The following is an 18,475-nucleotide window of genomic DNA, read 5'->3' as shown; positions in this document are numbered from 1 at the left end:
CATGCCGCAGTTCTTTATCGACCGCCCGATCTTCGCCTGGGTGGTAGCGCTGTTCATTCTGTTGGCCGGCCTATTGGCCATCCCTCAGTTGCCAGTGGCGCAATACCCGAACGTTGCGCCGCCGAAAGTCGAAATTTACGCGGTGTACCCCGGTGCCTCGGCGCAGACCCTGGATGAGAGCGTCGTAAGCCTGATCGAGCAGGAACTCAACGGCGCCGATCACCTGTTGTATTTCGAGTCCCAGAGCAGCCTGGGGTCGGCGACGATCACGGCCACCTTCCAACCCGGCACCAACCCGGAGATGGCCCAGGTGGATGTGCAGAACCGCCTCAAAGCCGTGGAGCCGCGCTTGCCCCAGGCCGTGACTCAGCAGGGCCTGCAGGTGGAAAAAGTCTCCGCGGGCTTCCTGCTGCTGGTGACCCTCACCTCCAACGACGGCAAGCTCGATGACGTTGCGCTCAGCGATTACCTGGCGCGCAACGTGATGAACGAACTCAAGCGCCTGGACGGGGTGGGCAAGGCCCAGCTGTACGGGGCCGAGCGCGCTATGCGCATCTGGATCGACCCGCAGAAGCTGATCGGTTTCAACCTCACCCCGGCCGACGTGAATGCCGCCATTGCTGCGCAGAACGCCCAGGTCTCGGCCGGCAGCATCGGTGACTTGCCGGGCACCAATACCCAGGAAATCACCGCCGCGATCCTGGTCAAAGGCCAGTTGTCGACCCCGGCGGAATTCGCCGACATCGTGCTCAAGGCCAACCCGGACGGTTCCACCGTGCGCATCGGCGATGTGGCGCGGGTGGAAATCGGCAGCCAGGAATACCAGTTCTCCACGCGCCTGAATGGCAAGCCCTCCACCGCCGTGAGTGTGCAACTGTCACCGGGCGCCAATGCGCTGAATACCGCGACCCTGGTGCGGGCGAAGATGGACGAGCTGTCGCGCTATTTCCCGGCCAATGTGGAATACAAGATCCCGTACGACACCTCGCCTTTCGTCAAAGTCTCGATCACCAAGGTGGTCTACACCCTGCTGGAGGCCATGGCGCTGGTGTTCGCGGTGATGTTCCTGTTCCTGCAGAACGTGCGCTACACGCTGATCCCGACCCTGGTGGTGCCGATCGCGCTGATGGGCACCTTCGCCACCATGTTGCTGCTGGGTTTCTCGATCAACGTGCTGACCATGTTCGGCATGGTGTTGGCCATCGGTATCCTGGTGGACGATGCCATCGTGGTGGTGGAGAACGTCGAACGGATCATGGTCACCGAGGGCCTGCCGCCCAAGGAAGCGACGCGCAAGGCCATGGGGCAGATCACCGGCGCGATCATCGGCATTACCCTGGTGCTGGTGGCGGTGTTCCTGCCGATGGCGTTCATGGCCGGGTCCGTGGGGGTGATCTATCAGCAATTTTCACTGTCGATGGCCACCTCGATTCTGTTCTCGGCGTTTCTCGCCCTGACCTTGACCCCGGCCCTGTGCGCCACCTTGCTCAAGCCGATCGCCAAGGGCGAGCACCATGCCAAAGGCGGCTTCTTCGGTTGGTTCAACCAGCGTTTCGAGCGGCTCACCGAGCGCTATACCGGCTGGGTGGCCTACGCCCTCAAGCGCAGCGGCCGCTACCTGCTGATCTATCTGGTGCTGCTGGCGGGCCTGGGGCTATTGTTCACGCGGCTGCCCTCCTCGTTCCTACCGGTGGAAGACCAGGGTTACACCATCACCGATATCCAACTGCCGCCGGGCGCCAGCAAGAACCGCACGGTGCAGGTGGCCGAGCAGATCGAAGCGCACAACGCCGGCGAGCCGGGGGTGGGCGATACCACCATGATTATGGGCTTCAGTTTCTCCGGCTCCGGGCAGAACGCAGCGCTGGCGTTTACCACGCTCAAGGACTGGTCGGAGCGCAGCAGCGAGGATGCCGCCGCCGCGATTGCCGAGCGTGCCAATGGCGCGTTCAGCGAGCTTAAAGATGCGATTGCCTACTCGGTCCTGCCGCCGCCCGTGGATGGCCTGGGCACCTCCAGCGGTTTCGAGTTCCGCCTACAGGATCGCGGCGGCGTCGGCCATGCGGCATTGATGGCGGCGCGCACCGAACTGCTGGCCCTGGCGGAGAAAAGCCCGATCCTGGCCAATGTGCGCGAAAGCGCCCTGGCCGAGGCGCCCCAGGTGCAGTTGGAAGTCGACCGCAAACAAGCCAACGCGCTGGGGGTGTCCTTCGCCGAGGTGGGCAATGTGCTGTCGTCGGCGATTGGCTCGGCCTATGTCAACGACTTCCCCAACCAAGGCCGCATGCAGCGCGTAGTGGTGCAAGCCGAAGGCGACCGGCGCAGCCAGGTCGAGGACCTGCTGAAGATCCACGTACGCAACGACGCCGGCAAGATGGTGCCACTGTCCGCCTTCGTGCAGGCCAAATGGACCCAAGGCCCGGCGCAGTTGACGCGCTACAACGGCTACCCGGCCATCGCGATTTCCGGCGAGGCGGCGCCAGGCTACAGCACCGGTGAAGCGATGACCGAGATCCAGCGCCTGGTCGGCCAACTCCCGGCGGGCCTGGGCCAGGAATGGACCGGCCTGTCGCTGCAGGAACGCTTGTCCGGCTCACAGGCGCCGATACTGCTGGGGCTGTCGCTGCTGATCGTGTTCCTGTGCCTGGCGGCGCTGTATGAAAGCTGGTCGATCCCGACCTCGGTATTGCTGGTCGTGCCGCTGGGCGTGCTCGGCGCGGTACTGGCGGTGAGCTTGCGCGGCATGCCCAACGATGTGTTTTTCAAGGTGGGCCTGATCACCATCATCGGCCTGTCGGCGAAGAACGCGATCCTGATCATCGAATTCGCCAAGGAACTGTATGACCAGGGCGAAGACCTGATCGACGCCACCCTCAAGGCCGCGCGCCTGCGGTTGCGGCCGATCATCATGACCTCGCTGGCCTTCATCCTCGGCGTGGTGCCGCTGGCGATTGCCACCGGGGCCAGCTCGGCGAGCCAGCAGGCGATTGGTACAGGGGTGATCGGCGGCATGATCACTGCGACATTGGCGGTGGTGTTTGTGCCGGTGTTCTTTGTGGTGGTGATGAAGCTGGTGCGCAAGCGCAGTCGCTGACTGTCAGCTTCAAGCGGCCAGCCAGAGCACCCTTGCTTCAGCTTGCCGCTTGAAGCTTGCAGCCTGCAGCTGCTCAACCTATGTTGCTCACTATTCCCCCGAATCGTGAGCGCCATGCCCTTCCTTGCCCGCACCCATCCGCGTCTCTCCGCCGCCGCCGTCCTTGGCCTTGCCGTAGGCATCCTGGCGCCAGCCGACAGCCTGGTCAGCAAAATCCTGATTGGCTGGAACGCCGGGGTGTGGACCTACCTGCTGCTGATGCTGTGGTTGACCAGCCGAGCCAAGGCCGAGGACGTCAAGCGCATCGCCGAGGTAGAGGACGAGAACGCCGGGCTGGTGCTGTTCACGGTGTGCATCGCCGCCATCGCCAGTCTGGCCACCATCACGTTCGAGCTGGTAGGCAGCAAAGACCTGGCCACCTCGGAGCGCCTGCTGCACTACGGGTTTACCGGGTTGACAGTGATCGGCTCGTGGTTGCTGATCGGGGTGATTTTCAGCGTGCATTACGCCCGCCTGTATTACACCTGGACCGGCAAGGAACCGGCGTTGCGCTTTGCCGAGGGCTTGCTCACGCCCAACTACTGGGACTTTCTGTACTTCTCCTTCACCATCGGCGTGGCCGTACAAACCTCCGACGTGGGCGTGGCGACCCGAGCCATGCGCAAAGTGGTGTTGGGGCAATCGCTGATCGGTTTCTTGTTCAACACGGCGATCCTGGGGTTTTCGATCAACATCGCCGCCGGCCTCTTCGGCTAGGCTGCACAAACCTTCTAGACGCTCACACCGCGAGGGGCGCTAATGGGGTTTTATCGTCGCCGAGGGGGATATGGCCGCGCACAATTGGATCGACCTGGCCCAGGACGCCGACACCGGCATCGAAACGCTGCGCGCGCATTTCGAGGGCCACGCCTATGACCCCCACTGGCATGACAGCTACTTGATCGGCGTCACCGAGCAAGGCGTGCAGCAATTCAATTGCCGCCGCGCCCGTCACAACAGCGTGCCGGGCCAGGTGTTCCTGGTGGAGCCCGGCGAGCTGCATGACGGCGACGCGCCTACGGCGGACGGGTTCACCTACCACATGCTCTACCTCGACCCGCAATGGCTGACACGGGAAGTCAGCGCGGTGTTCGAAGAAGCACCGATCAACAGCCAGCTGGGGTTTGCCAGCACCTTGGCCGACGATCCGCGCCTGGCCCTCGCCACCAGCCAGGCCTTCCGCACCCTGCATAGCGGCGAACTGCGTATCGTGCGTCAGCGCGCTATGGATCAATTGCTCGAACGCCTCACCGGCCAATTGCACTGGCGCCGACGCTATGGCGAGGACCCGCGCCTGCCATGGGTGGCACACAAGGCCCGGGAATACCTGCATGCTCATCTGCACCACGACGTGGGCATGGACGAGCTGGCACTGGCCTGCGGGGTTGACCGCTTTCGCTTGAGCCGCGCCTTCAAGAGCGCGTTCGGCCTGCCGCCCCATGCCTACCTGGTACAACTGCGCCTGGCGCGTGCGCGGCACTTGTTGGCCAAGGGGGAACTGCCGGCCGATGTGGCGATTACCCTGGGCTTTGCCGACCAAAGCCACCTGGGCCGCTGGTTTGTGCGCGCCTATGGCCTGACACCGGCGGCGTACCGCAAGCGCTGCACAATTCTTCCAGACAGATAACGCCCCAACTGGTGAACATCGAATCCTTAATCGGGTTTATCTGAGTCACTTGCCATGTTGTCCACCTTACTGCCGTTCATGCTGTTTGCCTTTGTCGCGTCCATCACCCCGGGGCCCACCAATATCCTGGTGCTGAGCAACAGCGCGCGTTACGGCATCAAAGCCGCGCTGCCGATCATTCTCGGCGCATGCGCCGGCGCGGCGGGGCTTGTGCTGGTGGTGGGTTCGGGGGTCGGCCAGTCGCTGACACAGGCCCCCAAGCTGCAAGCCGTCATGCAATGGGCCGGGGTGGCGTGGCTGAGCTACCTGGCCTGGAAAATTTACCGCGCACCGCCCCAAGGTGTCGAAGTGGACGCCAGCCAGAAACCCTTGGGCCTGATCGGCGCCGCCGGCCTGCAAGTGGTCAACCCCAAAACCTGGATGATGGCCCTGGCGGTGGTCAGCGTGTTCGCCGGTAATGGCGTTGAGCGCCAGAGCCAGGTGATCTACCTGTCTCTGGTGTTTTTTCTGATCTCGATCCCCTGCCTCGGTGTCTGGGCCTTGCTGGGCGCTGGTTCTGCGCGGGTGCTCGGTTCGGGGCTGGCGATGCAGCGGCTCAACCGTGGCATGGCGTTGTTCTTGTTGAGTGCGACATGGCTGAGTGTGTGGATCTGAGCACGCCGGCCATCCGACGGTGTCCTACAACTTCTTGACGACTTTCGTACTTTAGTGGTTTCCTGAAACCGGTTTCAGTCATTCCAATAAAAATAGAAGGTCGATGACCGTGAACACTTTTTCCGCCGCCCAACGCAGTCGCGTGACCATGCTTGATGTTGCCCGGCACGCCGGCGTGTCCAAAGCCAGCGTCTCGCGTTTTATCGGCGAAGACCGCGCCCTGCTCTCCGATGCGATCGCCCTGCGCATCGAGCAAGCCATCGAACAACTCGGTTACCGTCCCAACCAGATGGCCCGCGGCCTTAAACGTGGCCGCACGCGCCTGATCGGTATGCTGGTGGCGGATATCCGTAACCCCTATTCCATTGCGGTGATGCACGGCGTCGAAACCGCCTGCCGCCAGCACGGCTACAGCCTGGTGGTGTGCAACACCGACCGCGACGATGAACAGGAACGCCAGCACCTGGCGGCCCTACGCTCGTACAACATCGAAGGCCTGATCGTGAACACCCTCGGCCATCACCTCGACCAACTGCTGGAATTGCAACGGGAAATGCCCCTGGTGCTGGTGGACCGCAAGGTCGAGCCGCTGCACAGCGACCTGGTGGGGCTGGACAACCCGGCGGCGGTGCGCATGGCGGTGGAACACCTGGAACAACAGGGCTACCGCGACTTGCTGCTGGTCAGCGAAGCCACCGACGGCACCAGCTCGCGCCTGGAGCGCCTGGCCAGTTTCAAAGCCGAGATCGCTCGCCGCCCGGCGTTGAGTGGCGCCGTGCTGGAGCTGGACGACGCCCTTGAAACCCACCTGCGCAATTTTCTCGCCACGCCGGGCCCCAAGGCGTTGTTCTGCGCCAACGGCGTTGCCGCGCTGGCCTGCACCCGCGCGCTCAAGAATTTGCGCTGCCACCTATTTGACGACATCGGCCTGATCGCCCTGGATGACCTGGACTGGTACCCGCTGGTAGGCAACGGCATCACCGCCCTCGCCCAACCCACCGAGGCCATCGGCGCCAGCGCGTTCGACTGCCTACTCAAGCGCTTGCGCGGCGACACCGAGCCGACCCGCACCCTGGATTTCCTGCCCCAACTCATCATCCGCGGCTCCACCACGCGCCGGCAGGGATGAGTGTTTTTTTGAACAAAAATGAAACCGGTTTCAGAGGGACAAAACAATGCACACATACCCCGTTTCCATCAGCCTCTCCAGCTACGGCGCTGAGCTGGTGCGCCAGCAAGGCCAGTTGAGTTTCGTCCAATTGCTGGCCCAGGCCGGTGCCCAGCGCATCGAGTGGCGTGAAGAACTGCTGACCGTCGAGCAACCCGCCGAGCTGGCCCAGGCCGTCGCGGCACAGGGCCTGGAAGCGGTGTTTTCATCACCGCTGGAACTGTGGGTCGCCGGTCGCGCCCAGCCGAATGCTGAACTGAGCGCGACGCTGGATCGCGCCCAGGCCTTCGGCGCGCGCTGGCTGAAAGTCTCCTTGGGCTACTTCACCGACACCAACGACCTGGAAAGCCTGCACGCACTGCTGCGGCGTCACCCGGTGCACCTGTTGGTGGAAAACGACCAGACCCTGCACGGCGGCCGTATCGAACCCATGCAACGCTTTTTCAGCGAAGTCGAACGCTTGGGTCTGCCAATCAAAATGACCTTCGATATCGGCAACTGGCAATGGCAGGACCAGTCCGCCCTCACCGCCGCGCGCCTGCTGGGCCGGCATGTGGACTACCTGCACTGCAAGGCCGTGAGCCGTCGCGCGGACGGCAAGCTGGTGGCGCTGCCGCCTGGCGCCACCGATTTGCATCAGTGGGAACAACTGCTCTCCCACATGACTCAAGGCATTACACGGGCAGTGGAATTTCCGCTGCACGGCGACGACCTGCTCGATGTCACCGCACGCCAGGTCGCCAGCCTCGCCGTGCTTGGCCAACCTCTCGCGGAGAACGCCCATGTCTGAGATCGATGTGTTGTCGTTTGGGGAAACCATGGCGATGTTCGTCGCCGAACAGACCGGCGACCTGGCCCAGGTCAGCCAGTTTCATAAACGCATCGCCGGGGCCGACAGCAACGTCGCCATCGGCCTGTCGCGGCTGGGCTTCAACGTGGCCTGGCTGAGCCGGGTGGGCGATGATTCCCTGGGCCGCTTTGTGGTGGAGACCCTCAGCCGCGAAGGCTTGGACTGCCGGCACGTGGCCGTCGACCCGCTGCACCCCACCGGGTTTCAATTCAAATCCCGCGAAGAAGCCGGTGCCGATCCCCAGGTGGAATATTTCCGCAAGGGCTCCGCCGCCAGCCATCTGTCCGTCGCCGACATCAGCCCCGCGCTGCTACAGGCCCGCCATCTGCATGCCACCGGGATCCCGCCAGCGTTATCCGCAGCCACCGGCGAGCTGTCCCGCGCGCTAATGACGCAAATGCGCCAAGCCGGGCACAGCGTGTCGTTCGATCCCAACCTGCGCCCGTCGCTGTGGGCCAGCCAGGCGCAGATGATTGCCGAGATCAACGCCCTCGCCGGCCTGGCCGACTGGGTTTTGCCGGGCCTGGGCGAAGGTCGTCTGCTCACCGGTTTCGATGACCCGGCCGACATTGCCGCGTTCTACCTCGACCAGGGTGCCGAAGCCGTGGCGATCAAGCTCGGTGCGGACGGTGCCTACTACCGCACCCAGCTGGACCAGGGCTTTATCGCCGCCGTGCCGGTGGAAAAAGTCGTCGACACCGTGGGTGCCGGCGACGGTTTTGCCGTGGGCATGATCAGTGCCCTGCTGGAAAAACTCAGCTTCCCCGAAGCCGTGCGTCGCGGCAATTGGGTCGGCAGCCGCGCCGTGCAAAGTCGCGGCGACATGGAAGGCCTGCCCACCCGCGCCGAACTGCTCGGTCGATCCGTCGCCTGATCCCCAACACCCTGTTGCCACAACTACAACAAGCTCAGGAGCAAGCCCATGGAAACCGTGAAACTCGCCACCCGCCGCTGGTGGTACATCATGCCTATCGTGTTTATCACCTACAGCCTGGCGTACCTGGACCGCGCCAACTACGGCTTCGCCGCCGCCTCCGGGATGGCCGAAGACCTGATGATCACCCCCGGCATGTCGTCACTGCTGGGAGCGCTGTTCTTCCTCGGCTACTTTTTCTTCCAGGTGCCGGGGGCGATCTATGCGCAAAAGCGCAGCGTCAAGAAACTGATTTTTGTCAGCCTGATCCTGTGGGGCGGCCTTGCCACCCTCACCGGCGTGGTGTCCAACGCCTATATGCTGATCGCCATCCGCTTTCTGCTCGGCGTGGTGGAAGCGGCGGTGATGCCGGCAATGCTGGTGTACCTGTGCCACTGGTTCACCCGCGCCGAACGCTCGCGGGCCAATACCTTTTTGATCCTCGGCAACCCGGTGACCATGTTGTGGATGTCGGTGGTGTCGGGCTACCTGGTTCAACATTTCAGCTGGCGCTGGATGTTTATCATCGAGGGCCTGCCGGCGGTGCTGTGGGCGTTTATCTGGTGGAAGCTGGCCGATGAACGTCCCAAGGACGCCAACTGGCTGAGCGACGGGCAAAAGCAGGAACTGGAAACTGCCCTGGCCGCCGAACAGGTCGGCATCAAGGCAGTGAAGAATTACGCCGAAGCCTTCCGCTCGCCCAAGGTGATCATCCTGGCCTTGCAGTTCTTTTGCTGGAGCATCGGGGTGTACGGGTTTGTGCTGTGGCTGCCGTCGATCCTCAAAAAAGGTCTGCAGATGGACATGGTCGAGGCCGGCTGGCTGTCGGCATTGCCTTACCTGGCGGCGGTGATCGGCATGCTGCTGGTGAGCTGGGGCTCGGACAAGCTGCAAAAACGTAAACGCTTTGTGTGGCCACCGCTGCTGATCGCCTCCATTGCGTTCTATGCCTCCTACGTGCTCGGTGCCGAACATTTCTGGTGGTCCTACACCCTGCTGGTGATTGCCGGGGCGTGCATGTATGCGCCTTACGGCCCGTTTTTCGCCATCGTGCCGGAAATCCTGCCGGCCAACGTCGCCGGCGGCGCCATGGCGCTGATCAACAGCATGGGCGCCCTCGGCTCGTTCGGCGGCTCGTACCTGGTGGGTTACCTCAACAGCAGCACTGGCTCGCCCGGCGCCTCGTACCTGTTGATGAGCGGCGCGCTGATGCTGTCGGTGGTGCTGACGATTTTCCTCAAGCCCGGCGCCAGCGACCGTCAACGCGCGCCATTGCCACCCCTTGAATTGAAGGTAAAAGCCCAATGAAAAAGTCTGTGGTGCTGTACAAAAAACTCTCCGCGCCGCTGATGGCGCGCCTGCACGAGCAGGTGGACGTCACACTGATCGAAGCTCTGGATGACACCGGCCTGGCCAAGCTGCGCGACGCCCTGCCGAACGCCAATGGCCTGCTCGGTGCCAGCCTGCGCCTGGACGCGCAGTTGCTGGACCTGGCGCCGCAACTGGAAGCGGTGGCCAGCGTTTCGGTGGGGGTCGACAACTACGACATCGACTACCTCACCCGACGCGGCATCCTGCTCAGCAACACCCCGGACGTACTCACCGAAACCACCGCCGACACCGGCTTCGCGCTGATCCTGGCCAGTGCCCGCCGCGTGGTGGAACTGGCCGATATGGTCCGCGCCGGGCAATGGCATAAGAACATTGGCCCGGCGCATTTCGGCAGCGATGTGCACGGCAAGACCCTTGGCATCATCGGCATGGGCCGCATCGGCGAAGCCCTGGCCCAGCGCGGGCATTTCGGCTTCGGCATGCCGGTGCTCTACCACAGCCACTCGCCCAAGCCACGGGTCGAAGAGCGCTTCGGCGCGCAGTACCGCAGCCTTGAAGACTTGCTGCAACAGGCCGATTTTGTCTGCCTGACCCTGCCGCTGACCGCCGAGACCGAAAAGCTGATCGGCGCCGAGCAGTTCGCGTTGATGGGCCCGGACACGATCTTTATCAATATTTCCCGCGGCAAAGTGGTGGACGAAGCGGCGCTGATCGAGGCGTTGCAGCAACGCACGATCCGCGCGGCGGGGCTGGATGTGTTCGAGAAGGAACCGCTGGATCACAGCTCGCCGCTGCTGCGGCTGAACAACGTAGTAGCCACGCCCCACATCGGCTCGGCGACCCACGAAACGCGCGAGGCCATGGCCACCTGTGCGGTGGATAATCTGTTGGCCGCTCTGGCGGGCGAGAAGCCGAAAAACCTGGTCAACCCGACCGCCTTTAGGCAATAGGCACACTGAAGGCAAACACAGATCAGCTTTGATGAGAGGGGGTGTAGAGCCCCCTCCCACCGGGCAGGGTCAGATCACGAACTTGGCCACCATCGCGTTCAAGTCCACGGCCAGGCGCGACAGTTCATGGCTGGCGGCGCTGGTCTGGTTGGCGCCGGAGGTGGACTGGGACGCCAGGTCGCGGATATTGACCAGGTTGCGGTCCACTTCGCGGGACACCTGGGCCTGTTCTTCCGAGGCGCTGGCGATTACCAGATTGCGCTCGTTGATCAGGCTGATGGACTGGGTGATCTGCTCCAGCGCAACACCGGCGGCGCGGGCCATTTCCAGGGTGTCCTGGGTGCGTTGATTGCTCTGCTGCATCGATTGCACGGCCTCGCCGGTGCCATTCTGGATGCCGGCGACCATTTTCTCGATCTCCTGGGTCGACTGCGCGGTGCGATGGGCCAAGGCCCGAACTTCGTCAGCCACCACCGCAAAACCGCGCCCGGCCTCACCGGCGCGGGCCGCTTCGATCGCGGCGTTAAGGGCCAGCAGGTTGGTCTGCTCGGCAATCGCGCGGATCACGTCGAGCACCTTACCGATGTCACGCCCCTGGGTGGCCAGACCTTCGATCATCACAGCGGTGCTTTGCACGTCGTGGGTCATGGTCTGGATCGCGTCGACGGTTTGCACCACGCGATCGCGGCCTTCGCGCGCAGCCTGGTTGGACTGGCGCGAGGCTTCGGAAGTAGAAACCGCGTTGCGCGCCACTTCTTCCACCGCGGCGGTCATCTCATTGACCGCCGTGGCGGCCTGGTCGATTTCGTCGTTCTGTTGCTGCAGGCCGCGAGAGGCTTCTTCGGTGACCGCGCTCAACTCTTCAGCCGCCGAGGCCAGTTGAGTGGCCGAACCGGCGATATGGCGGATGGTCTGGCGCAGGTTGGTCTGCATGGTGGACAACGCGCCGAGCAGGCGTGCCGGCTCGTCCCTGCCGTCGTCCTCAATCACGCTGCTGAGGTTGCCGCCGGCGATGGTCTCGGCTACCTGCACGGCTTTGCGCAGCGGCGTGACGATGCTGCGGGTCAGCAGCCAGGCCAGCAGCACCGTCAACAACGCGGCGGCGACCGACACCACCACGATGCCGGTGATGGCGCTGTTATAGCTCTGGCCCGCTACATCATTGGCTTGCTTGGCCGCCGCGCCGTTCATCGCAATCAGTTTGTTCAGTTGCTCGCCCATCTGGTCGGTGCCGTCCTTGATCCGGGTGTTGATCAGGGTGCGCATTTCTTCGACCTTGCCGTCCCGGGACAGGCTGAGCATATCGGCCTGGGCTTTCAGATAGGTGTCCAGCGTGCTGGAGAACGTCTTGAACAGCGCCGCTTCATCCGGCCCTGCAGGCAAAGCCGCGTAGGCGGCCTGGGCCGTTTTGGCCTTGTCGACCAACACTCCAATGCGGGTTTCGGCTTCCTTGAGCGCCGCAGGTTCGCGGTTGACCAATACGCGAAACGACAGAATGCGCATGCGCAACACGTTCTCGGTCACCTGCCCCAGGAACGTCACACTGGGCAGTTGATTGGTGTTCATGTCCACCGATGCTTGACGAATCAAGGTCATACGGTTGGCCGCGAACCCACCCAACAGCACCACTAACAACGCGATAAAGGCGAAACCCAGCGAAGCGCGAGGGGCGATATTCAAATGACGAAGCGACATAGACGTGTTCCCGAAGTGAGTGCCTGCGCGCAATCCCTGCCGCGAAACGATCAATCAGCGGCAACGCGCTGCCTGACCTTGGACGCCACTGTTGTTTTTAATAGGTGGGCCTGTAAGCAGTATCGGCAAGGATTGGGATTTTATGCAGGGCGCTTATAAATATTTTTTTACACTTCTGAGCATCGGCGCTTTCTGGCATCCTGCGCCTCCCTTTTCCGACCCGAGCCCATATTTTGTCTGACGCTCAAGCCCCCCGCCCCCGCTATAAATCCGACCTGATCTACGGCCTGGAAGACCGTCCGCACTTCAGCGCGGCGATCTTCGCTGCGCTGCAGCATGTGCTGGCCAGTTTTGTCGGCATCATCACCCCGACCCTGATCGTCGGCGGCGTACTCGGCCTGGAAAGCGAAGTGCCGTACTTGGTGAGCATGGCGCTGTTCGTCTCGGGCCTGGGCACCTTTGTCCAGGCGCGTACGTTCGGCCCCATCGGCTCGGGCTTGCTGTGCCTGCAAGGCACCAGTTTTTCGTTTATCAGCGTGATTCTCAGCGCCGGTTTTATGGTCAAGGCCCGCGGCGGCGGCACCGATGAAATTCTCTCGACGATCTTCGGCATCTGCTTCTTTGCAGCGTTTATCGAAGTGGTGCTCAGCCAGTTCATCGGCAAACTGCGCAAACTCATCACCCCGGTGGTGACCGGCACCATCATCACCTTGATGGGCCTGTCCTTGATCAAGGTGGCCGTCACCGACATGGCCGGCGGCTTCGGCGCCAGCGACCTCGGCGCGGCCGGCAATATGGGCCTGGCGGCCCTGGTGTTGCTGACCATCGTGGTGCTCAACCGCTTCAATAACCCGTTCCTGCGCCTGGGTTCGATCGTGATCGGGCTGACCCTGGGCTTTGTGGTGGCCTGGTGGCTGGGCCGCGTCGATATGGCGGCGCTGCCCCAGGTGCCGTTGATCAGCGTACCGGTGCCGTTCAAGTACGGGTTTTCGTTCGACTGGGTGGCGTTTATTCCAGTGGCGGTGATCTTCCTGATTTCGCCGTTGGAAGCCGCCGGCGACCTGACAGCCAACTCGATGATTTCCCAGCAGCCGGTAAAGGGCCCGCTGTATATCAAACGCATCAAGTCCGGCCTGCTGGCCGACGGCCTCAACTCGGCGATGGCCGCCACGTTCAACAGCCTGCCGATGGTGACCTTTGCCCAGAACAATGGGGTGATCCAACTGACCGGCGTGGCCAGCCGCTATGTGGCGTACTTCATCGCCGGCCTGCTGGTGCTGCTGGGGCTGTTCCCCATGATCGGCGCGGTGCTGCAACTGATGCCCAAACCGGTGCTGGGCGGCGCCACGCTGATCATGTTCGGCACCGTGGCGGTGGCCGGTATCAAGATCCTCGCCGAAGCCGGCCTGCACCGGCGCAACGTACTGATCGTGGCGATTTCCCTGGGCATGGGCCTGGGCGTCGCCGCCGTGCCGGAAGTGCTGCGCGAGTTGCCCAAGGCGCTGCATAACATCTTCGAGTCGCCAATCACCGTAGGAGCGTTCTGTGCCATCCTGCTGAACATTTTCCTGCCCGAAGAGTTCATAGAGCTGGAAGAAGATGAATTCGATCCGGAGTCCTCTACCCTCAAGGTGATGCAAGACCCGGACGTCACGAACTAGGAGACCTCACATGCGCAAGCTCATGGTGCTATCGCTGCTGCTACTGACCCTGAGCGCCTGCGCGCTGTTTCCGAACCGCGACCCGGTGAACATCAACGTGGTGGGCATCGAACCGCTGCAAAGCCAGGACCTGGAAGTGCGCTTCGCCGTCAAACTGCGGGTGCAGAACCCCAACGAAACGGCGATTGACTACAACGGTGTGGCTCTCGATCTGGAAGTCAACGGCCGACCGTTGGCCTCAGGTGTGAGCGACCAGGCCGGCAGCATCCCACGCTTCTCCGAGACCGTTCTGACGGTGCCGGTCAGCGTCTCGGCATTTTCGGTGTTGCGTCAAACCCTGGGCCTGAGTCAGACCCAGAGTTTGAACAACCTGCCCTATGTGCTGCGGGGCAAACTGGCCGGGGGGCTGTTGGGCACCATGCGCTTCGTTGACCGGGGTACGTTGGACATGCCTAACGGCGCGACGTGGTAAAGCCTGCGCCACTGTCATCGGGGGCAAGCCCCCTCCCACATGTTGGCCCATGGGCAAATTTGGACGCACACAGCCCCCCTGTGGGAGGGGGCTTGCTCCCGATGGCAGTGGCGCAGTCAACATATCGACTGGCTGGCTCTGCGCCATCGGGGCGAGCCCCCCAGCCTTCCCGCTACTGCTTCAGTCCGTGATATAGCGCACGCCGGGTTTGGCGCGTTCATCCACCACCAGCTCGAACACATCCGGCCGTGCGTAATGCCCCACCACGTCGTAGTCATACCGCGCGCGCACCAGGTCGTCGGTATCGATCTGCGCCGTCACCAGCCCCGCTTCGCCCACCAGCGGCCCGGCCAGGATGTCGCCCATGGGGCCGACAATCACGCTGCCGCCTGCGATCAACGGGCGGTCCGAAGGCCAGTTGGCAATCTCCACGCCAAGGGCTTCGGGCGACGCCTGCACCTGGCAGGCGCTGACCACGAAGCAGCGGCCTTCATGGGCTACATGGCGCATGCTCACCTGCCACATCTCGCGCTCGTCCACGGTGGGCGCGCACCAGACTTCCACGCCCTTGGCGTACATCGCGGTGCGCAGCAGCGGCATCATGTTTTCCCAGCACACCGCGCCGCCGATACGGCCCACCGCGGCATCGATCACCGGCAAGGTGGAGCCATCGCCCTTGCCCCAGATCAGCCGCTCGGTGCCGGTAGGCATCAGTTTGCGGTGCTTGGCCACCAGGCCGCCGGCGGGTTCGAAATACAGTACGGTGCAGTACAAGGTATTGCCGCTGCGCTCGATCACGCCCAGCACCAGGCTGGCGCCCGTGCGCGCCGACAACCCGGCCAGGGCGTCGGTTTCCGCGCCAGGTACATCGATGGCATTGGCAAAATAACGGGCGAAGGCTTCACGCCCTTCGGGCAGGCGATAACCCAGTTGTGTGCCGAACCCTTCGCCTTTGGGGTAGCCACCGAGCAGCGCCTCGGGCATCACCACCAATTGCGCGCCGCTGCGGCGGATCTGGTCTTCATAACCGAGGATCTGTTCCAGGGTGTCGGCCTTGCCGCCCGGTAGGGAGCCGATTTGCAAGGCCGCGACGGTAGAAATAGGCATAACGTTCACTCCGATGATTGGCTGGGGGTTGCCCATTCTCCCGCCACCCCGGATCATGAATAAAGCCCACTTCAGTACTGAATGATATGAGCCAAATGAATATCGCCCAGGTCGATCTTAACCTGCTCAAAACCTTCGAAGCACTCCATGACGAGTCCAGCGCCAGCCGCGCCGCCTTGCGCCTGGGCGTGACCCAATCGGCCATCAGCGCTGGGCTGCGGCGCTTGCGCCAGGTGTACGGCGACCCGTTGTTCGTGCGCACCGGTCGTGGCTTGGCGCCGACGTTGCGGGCCAACCAACTCAAACCGGTGATCAGTGAAGCGCTGGACCGTTGCCGTCAGAGCTTGGCCATGGTCGACCCGGTCAATCAGCAGTACCTGGGGCGTTCGGTGGTGGTGGGTTTATCCGATGACTTTGAAATCGCCTACGGCCGTCGGTTGATGACGCAGATCGCACAACGCCTGCCGCAATTGCGCGTGATCTTTCGCCAGACCCATAGCCAGATTGTCGCCGGCGCGCTGCTCGACCGCACACTGGACCTGGCGATCACCGCCGGCGGTTTTGCCCAGGGCCGGTTAAGCCGACAGGTGTTGGGCGAAGGGGATTACCGCTGCCTGGTGGACCCGGACAGCCTGGCGCCCGGTCAGCGAAGTATCGATCTGGACGAGTTCGTTCGCCGCGCCCATGTGCTGGTGTCGTCCGGCGGGTTTATCGGGATCACCGACGAGGGGCTGGCGGCGCAGGGGCTGAGCCGCCATGTGTGCGCCTCCACCAGCCACTTCGCCGCGCTGCCGTTTTTGCTCAAGGGCAGCCAGGCCGTTGCCACCATCCCCGGGCATGCGGCGCAGGCCATCGCCGAGATGACCGGCCTGCGCGTGCTGACCTGCCCGTTGGCGCTGCCGCGCTACCCGGTGGAACTGGGATGGCGCACCCAGGCTCAGCTCGATCCGATGTTGCTGAAAGTCCGCGAAGCGATTGTGGCGAGCTTTACTTAGCCGCCGCCATCAGTTTGTTGACTTCGCTGCGCACCATGTTGGAAAACTCCGGCGGCGACATGCCGTCCAGTTCCGCACGGACCCACTCGGCCCATTTGCCCTTGCGCTTGGCGCGCTCGCCGAACAACCGCGCGGCTTCGCCCTTGGCCTTGCCCAGATTGGTTTGCCACAGGTCGTAGAGGCGCGACTTTTCATCTTCCAGCTCGGCGCGTTCGGCGAGGGTCTTGTTGGCGAGATTGAAGCTCATGTTGAATTACCTGCTGCACAAATAGGTGGCATCTTACACTGTAGGTCGAAATTTCCTGATTCGGATTTTGCCCGGCACTGCGCCCCAGCAAAAAAAAAGCAACTTTTAAGGGCGCCGGGTACTCCATTGTTCACTGTTACATTCACTTGCAAGGAGTCACCCCATGGCCCGCAAAACCGCCGCGCAAACCGCCGCCGACCAAATCAAGGACCAAGCTTTCAGTGAGCTCGCCGCGCTGATCGAAGAGTCCGACAAGTTGCTCAAGAGCAGCGCCAACCTGGTGGGCGAAGAAGGAGAGACCCTGCGTGAGCAGGTCGCCCTAAAGCTCAAACAAGCCATGGACTCCGTGACCAACGTACGTGAGCGCACCCAACCGATGGTCGACGCGACCGAAACCTATATTGGTGGCCACCCGTGGCAGACCGTCGCCATCTCGGCCGGCTTTGGCCTGGTGGTTGGCCTGTTGCTGGGTCGTCGCAACTAAACGTCGCCCGTCGCGCCGCTGCCACGCAGCGGCGTTTCAATGTCAGTTGGCCCAGTCACGCAACTGATTCAACGCCTGAAGTTCCACTTCAACCCCCTGCCCCAGCGACTTCGCCCGTGTGCAATGGCGCCGATCCCCCGGTAACCGCCGCAACCCTACGGCATGCATCTGCCGCACCAGTTCCTGGCTGCGCTCGGCAAAGCTTTGCCCGGCGGTTTTGCTCGGGTCGATAACAATCAACAGTTGCCCGGTCCACGGCGTACGCGCGCCAGGGTGATCGGCCCAGTTGAATTCGAAGGAAAAGTGCCCGCCGGTCAGGGCAGCCGCCAGCAGCTCGACCATCATCGACAGGGCCGAGCCCTTGTGCCCGCCGAACGGCAACAGCGCACCGCCCTCCAGCACGGCCTTGGGATCGGTGGTGGGCTGACCGAGGCTGTCCACCCCCATGCCAGGCGGCAAACGTTCGCCCTTGCGCGCAGCGATCTGCACGTCGCCATGGGCGATGGCGCTGGTGGCCAGGTCGAAGACAATCGGCGGGCCGTCGGCGCGCGGCGCCGCGAACGCAATAGGGTTGGTGCCGAACAACGGGCGATCGGCGCCGTGGGGCACCACGCAGGTCATGCTGTTGACCACGCTCAGCGCCACCAACCCCTCTTCGGCGAACGGCTCAACGTCCGGCCACAGCGCCGCGAAGTGATGGGAATTGTGAATCGCCAGCAAGGCGATGCCGGCACTGCGCGCCTTGCTCACCAGCAGTGGCCGGGCCGCCGCCAGTGCCGGCTGGGCGAACCCATTGCCGGCATCCACCCGCACAAACCCGGACGCCACGTCCGTGACCACCGGAATGGCCTTGCCGTCGACCCAGCCGCTGGCCAGGGTGCTGAGGTAACCGGGGATACGGAAGATGCCGTGGCTATGGGCGCCGTCGCGTTCGGCACTGGCGCAATTGTGCGCAAGGATCGCGGCCACTTCCGGCGACGTGCCGTGCTGGACGAACACCCTGTGCAGCAACGCCACCAGTTCGGTGAAGCCGATAAGGGTATGGGGACTGTCGACGATCGGGGACTGGGCAGACATCTGTAGCTCCGATTTTATAATTGGAAGAGACAACAAGAATCCAGCCCTCCGATTAAACAACGCCCCATGTGCCTGCTGTCAACGGGCGCCCCCAGTTATCTACCGCCATC

Annotated in this window: 17 protein-coding genes; 13 read left to right on the top strand and 4 right to left on the bottom strand. The window is 63.2% G+C overall.

What is annotated here, in order from left to right; all coding sequences use genetic code 11:
• Window position 1: 1 nt before the first annotated feature.
• The 9 genes from ACFZPT_RS16510 (at window position 2) to ACFZPT_RS16470 (ending at window position 10,627) form a co-directional block, all read left to right on the top strand.
• Window positions 2-3,094 carry an efflux RND transporter permease subunit gene (locus ACFZPT_RS16510; protein WP_034113227.1) on the top strand — a complete coding sequence of 1,031 codons (3,093 nt, stop codon included), beginning with the start codon at window positions 2-4 and terminating at the stop codon, window positions 3,092-3,094.
• Between the two features lie 114 nt (window positions 3,095-3,208).
• A complete protein-coding gene (locus ACFZPT_RS16505) occupies window positions 3,209-3,850 on the top strand; it encodes a DUF1345 domain-containing protein (protein ID WP_034113225.1) in 642 nt (213 codons plus the stop codon).
• 70 nt (window positions 3,851-3,920) lie between these two features.
• Window positions 3,921-4,760, top strand: coding sequence for an AraC family transcriptional regulator (locus ACFZPT_RS16500; RefSeq protein ID WP_034097104.1), 840 nt, complete (start codon window positions 3,921-3,923; stop codon window positions 4,758-4,760).
• Window positions 4,761-4,814: 54 nt separating this feature from the next.
• Window positions 4,815-5,414: a LysE family translocator gene (locus tag ACFZPT_RS16495; protein ID WP_034113223.1), complete on the top strand. Its 600-nt coding sequence runs from the start codon at window positions 4,815-4,817 to the stop codon at window positions 5,412-5,414.
• 109 nt (window positions 5,415-5,523) lie between these two features.
• On the top strand, window positions 5,524-6,543 hold the full coding sequence (locus tag ACFZPT_RS16490; RefSeq protein ID WP_099313246.1) for a LacI family DNA-binding transcriptional regulator: 1,020 nt from the start codon (window positions 5,524-5,526) through the stop codon (window positions 6,541-6,543).
• A 46-nt stretch (window positions 6,544-6,589) separates the two neighbouring features.
• Complete coding sequence (locus ACFZPT_RS16485) at window positions 6,590-7,372, top strand: sugar phosphate isomerase/epimerase (protein WP_034113221.1); 783 nt, start codon at window positions 6,590-6,592, stop codon at window positions 7,370-7,372.
• Entirely contained in the window at window positions 7,365-8,306 is a 942-nt protein-coding gene (locus tag ACFZPT_RS16480; protein WP_034113219.1) for a sugar kinase, read from the top strand. The genes ACFZPT_RS16485 and ACFZPT_RS16480 overlap by 8 nt, the downstream gene beginning before the upstream one ends.
• Window positions 8,307-8,354: 48 nt before the next feature.
• Complete coding sequence (locus tag ACFZPT_RS16475) at window positions 8,355-9,653, top strand: MFS transporter (protein ID WP_034097098.1); 1,299 nt, start codon at window positions 8,355-8,357, stop codon at window positions 9,651-9,653.
• Window positions 9,650-10,627, top strand: coding sequence for a D-glycerate dehydrogenase (locus ACFZPT_RS16470; protein WP_034113217.1), 978 nt, complete (start codon window positions 9,650-9,652; stop codon window positions 10,625-10,627). The genes ACFZPT_RS16475 and ACFZPT_RS16470 overlap by 4 nt, the downstream gene beginning before the upstream one ends.
• A gap of 69 nt (window positions 10,628-10,696) precedes the next feature.
• Here the strand turns inward: ACFZPT_RS16470 and ACFZPT_RS16465 are convergent, their stop codons facing one another.
• Window positions 10,697-12,322, bottom strand: a complete 1,626-nt coding sequence (locus ACFZPT_RS16465; RefSeq protein WP_034113216.1) for a methyl-accepting chemotaxis protein — start codon at window positions 12,320-12,322, stop codon at window positions 10,697-10,699.
• A 233-nt stretch (window positions 12,323-12,555) separates the two neighbouring features.
• Between ACFZPT_RS16465 and ACFZPT_RS16460 the strand changes: the two genes are divergently transcribed.
• Both ACFZPT_RS16460 and ACFZPT_RS16455 read left to right on the top strand, forming a co-directional pair.
• Window positions 12,556-13,983: a nucleobase:cation symporter-2 family protein gene (locus tag ACFZPT_RS16460; RefSeq protein ID WP_034097093.1), complete on the top strand. Its 1,428-nt coding sequence runs from the start codon at window positions 12,556-12,558 to the stop codon at window positions 13,981-13,983.
• 10 nt (window positions 13,984-13,993) lie between these two features.
• A complete protein-coding gene (locus ACFZPT_RS16455; RefSeq protein WP_099313238.1) occupies window positions 13,994-14,455 on the top strand; it encodes an LEA type 2 family protein in 462 nt (153 codons plus the stop codon).
• Between the two features lie 180 nt (window positions 14,456-14,635).
• On the opposite strand, the gene ACFZPT_RS16450 is transcribed toward ACFZPT_RS16455, so the two are convergent.
• Window positions 14,636-15,562, bottom strand: a complete 927-nt coding sequence (locus tag ACFZPT_RS16450; protein ID WP_099313239.1) for a carbon-nitrogen hydrolase family protein — start codon at window positions 15,560-15,562, stop codon at window positions 14,636-14,638.
• 86 nt (window positions 15,563-15,648) lie between these two features.
• Here ACFZPT_RS16450 and ACFZPT_RS16445 point away from each other — a divergent pair, with 86 nt between their 5' ends.
• Window positions 15,649-16,557 carry a LysR family transcriptional regulator gene (locus ACFZPT_RS16445; protein ID WP_080758721.1) on the top strand — a complete coding sequence of 303 codons (909 nt, stop codon included), beginning with the start codon at window positions 15,649-15,651 and terminating at the stop codon, window positions 16,555-16,557.
• Here ACFZPT_RS16445 and ACFZPT_RS16440 read toward each other — a convergent pair.
• Window positions 16,550-16,804, bottom strand: a complete 255-nt coding sequence (locus ACFZPT_RS16440) for a hypothetical protein (RefSeq protein WP_003190904.1) — start codon at window positions 16,802-16,804, stop codon at window positions 16,550-16,552. The genes ACFZPT_RS16445 and ACFZPT_RS16440 overlap by 8 nt on opposite strands.
• Before the next feature lie 163 nt (window positions 16,805-16,967).
• Here ACFZPT_RS16440 and ACFZPT_RS16435 point away from each other — a divergent pair, with 163 nt between their 5' ends.
• Window positions 16,968-17,288: a YqjD family protein gene (locus tag ACFZPT_RS16435; RefSeq protein ID WP_034097086.1), complete on the top strand. Its 321-nt coding sequence runs from the start codon at window positions 16,968-16,970 to the stop codon at window positions 17,286-17,288.
• 42 nt (window positions 17,289-17,330) lie between these two features.
• On the opposite strand, the gene ACFZPT_RS16430 is transcribed toward ACFZPT_RS16435, so the two are convergent.
• Window positions 17,331-18,365: an Ldh family oxidoreductase gene (locus ACFZPT_RS16430; protein WP_379555467.1), complete on the bottom strand. Its 1,035-nt coding sequence runs from the start codon at window positions 18,363-18,365 to the stop codon at window positions 17,331-17,333.
• Between the last annotated feature and the right edge of the window lie 110 nt (window positions 18,366-18,475).

It is taken from the genome of Pseudomonas sp. MD330_10 (genome assembly GCF_042610415.1).
In the GTDB taxonomy this organism is placed as follows: Bacteria; Pseudomonadota; Gammaproteobacteria; order Pseudomonadales; family Pseudomonadaceae; genus Aquipseudomonas; species Aquipseudomonas rhodesiae.
The sequence above is the reverse complement of the archived record's forward strand: the minus strand, read 5'-3'. Positions and strand labels throughout refer to the sequence as shown.

Coding starts and splice junctions, on each gene's coding strand:
- ACFZPT_RS16440 (WP_003190904.1), bottom strand. CDS start 16,804: ATGAGCTTCAATCTCGCCAACAAGACCCTCGCCGAACGCGCCGAGCTG.
- ACFZPT_RS16450 (WP_099313239.1), bottom strand. CDS start 15,562: ATGCCTATTTCTACCGTCGCGGCCTTGCAAATCGGCTCCCTACCGGGC.
- ACFZPT_RS16455 (WP_099313238.1), top strand. CDS start 13,994: ATGCGCAAGCTCATGGTGCTATCGCTGCTGCTACTGACCCTGAGCGCC.
- ACFZPT_RS16470 (WP_034113217.1), top strand. CDS start 9,650: ATGAAAAAGTCTGTGGTGCTGTACAAAAAACTCTCCGCGCCGCTGATG.
- ACFZPT_RS16430 (WP_379555467.1), bottom strand. CDS start 18,365: ATGTCTGCCCAGTCCCCGATCGTCGACAGTCCCCATACCCTTATCGGC.
- ACFZPT_RS16510 (WP_034113227.1), top strand. CDS start 2: ATGCCGCAGTTCTTTATCGACCGCCCGATCTTCGCCTGGGTGGTAGCG.
- ACFZPT_RS16475 (WP_034097098.1), top strand. CDS start 8,355: ATGGAAACCGTGAAACTCGCCACCCGCCGCTGGTGGTACATCATGCCT.
- ACFZPT_RS16480 (WP_034113219.1), top strand. CDS start 7,365: ATGTCTGAGATCGATGTGTTGTCGTTTGGGGAAACCATGGCGATGTTC.
- ACFZPT_RS16435 (WP_034097086.1), top strand. CDS start 16,968: ATGGCCCGCAAAACCGCCGCGCAAACCGCCGCCGACCAAATCAAGGAC.
- ACFZPT_RS16505 (WP_034113225.1), top strand. CDS start 3,209: ATGCCCTTCCTTGCCCGCACCCATCCGCGTCTCTCCGCCGCCGCCGTC.
- ACFZPT_RS16485 (WP_034113221.1), top strand. CDS start 6,590: ATGCACACATACCCCGTTTCCATCAGCCTCTCCAGCTACGGCGCTGAG.
- ACFZPT_RS16445 (WP_080758721.1), top strand. CDS start 15,649: ATGAGCCAAATGAATATCGCCCAGGTCGATCTTAACCTGCTCAAAACC.
- ACFZPT_RS16500 (WP_034097104.1), top strand. CDS start 3,921: ATGGCCGCGCACAATTGGATCGACCTGGCCCAGGACGCCGACACCGGC.
- ACFZPT_RS16465 (WP_034113216.1), bottom strand. CDS start 12,322: ATGTCGCTTCGTCATTTGAATATCGCCCCTCGCGCTTCGCTGGGTTTC.
- ACFZPT_RS16495 (WP_034113223.1), top strand. CDS start 4,815: ATGTTGTCCACCTTACTGCCGTTCATGCTGTTTGCCTTTGTCGCGTCC.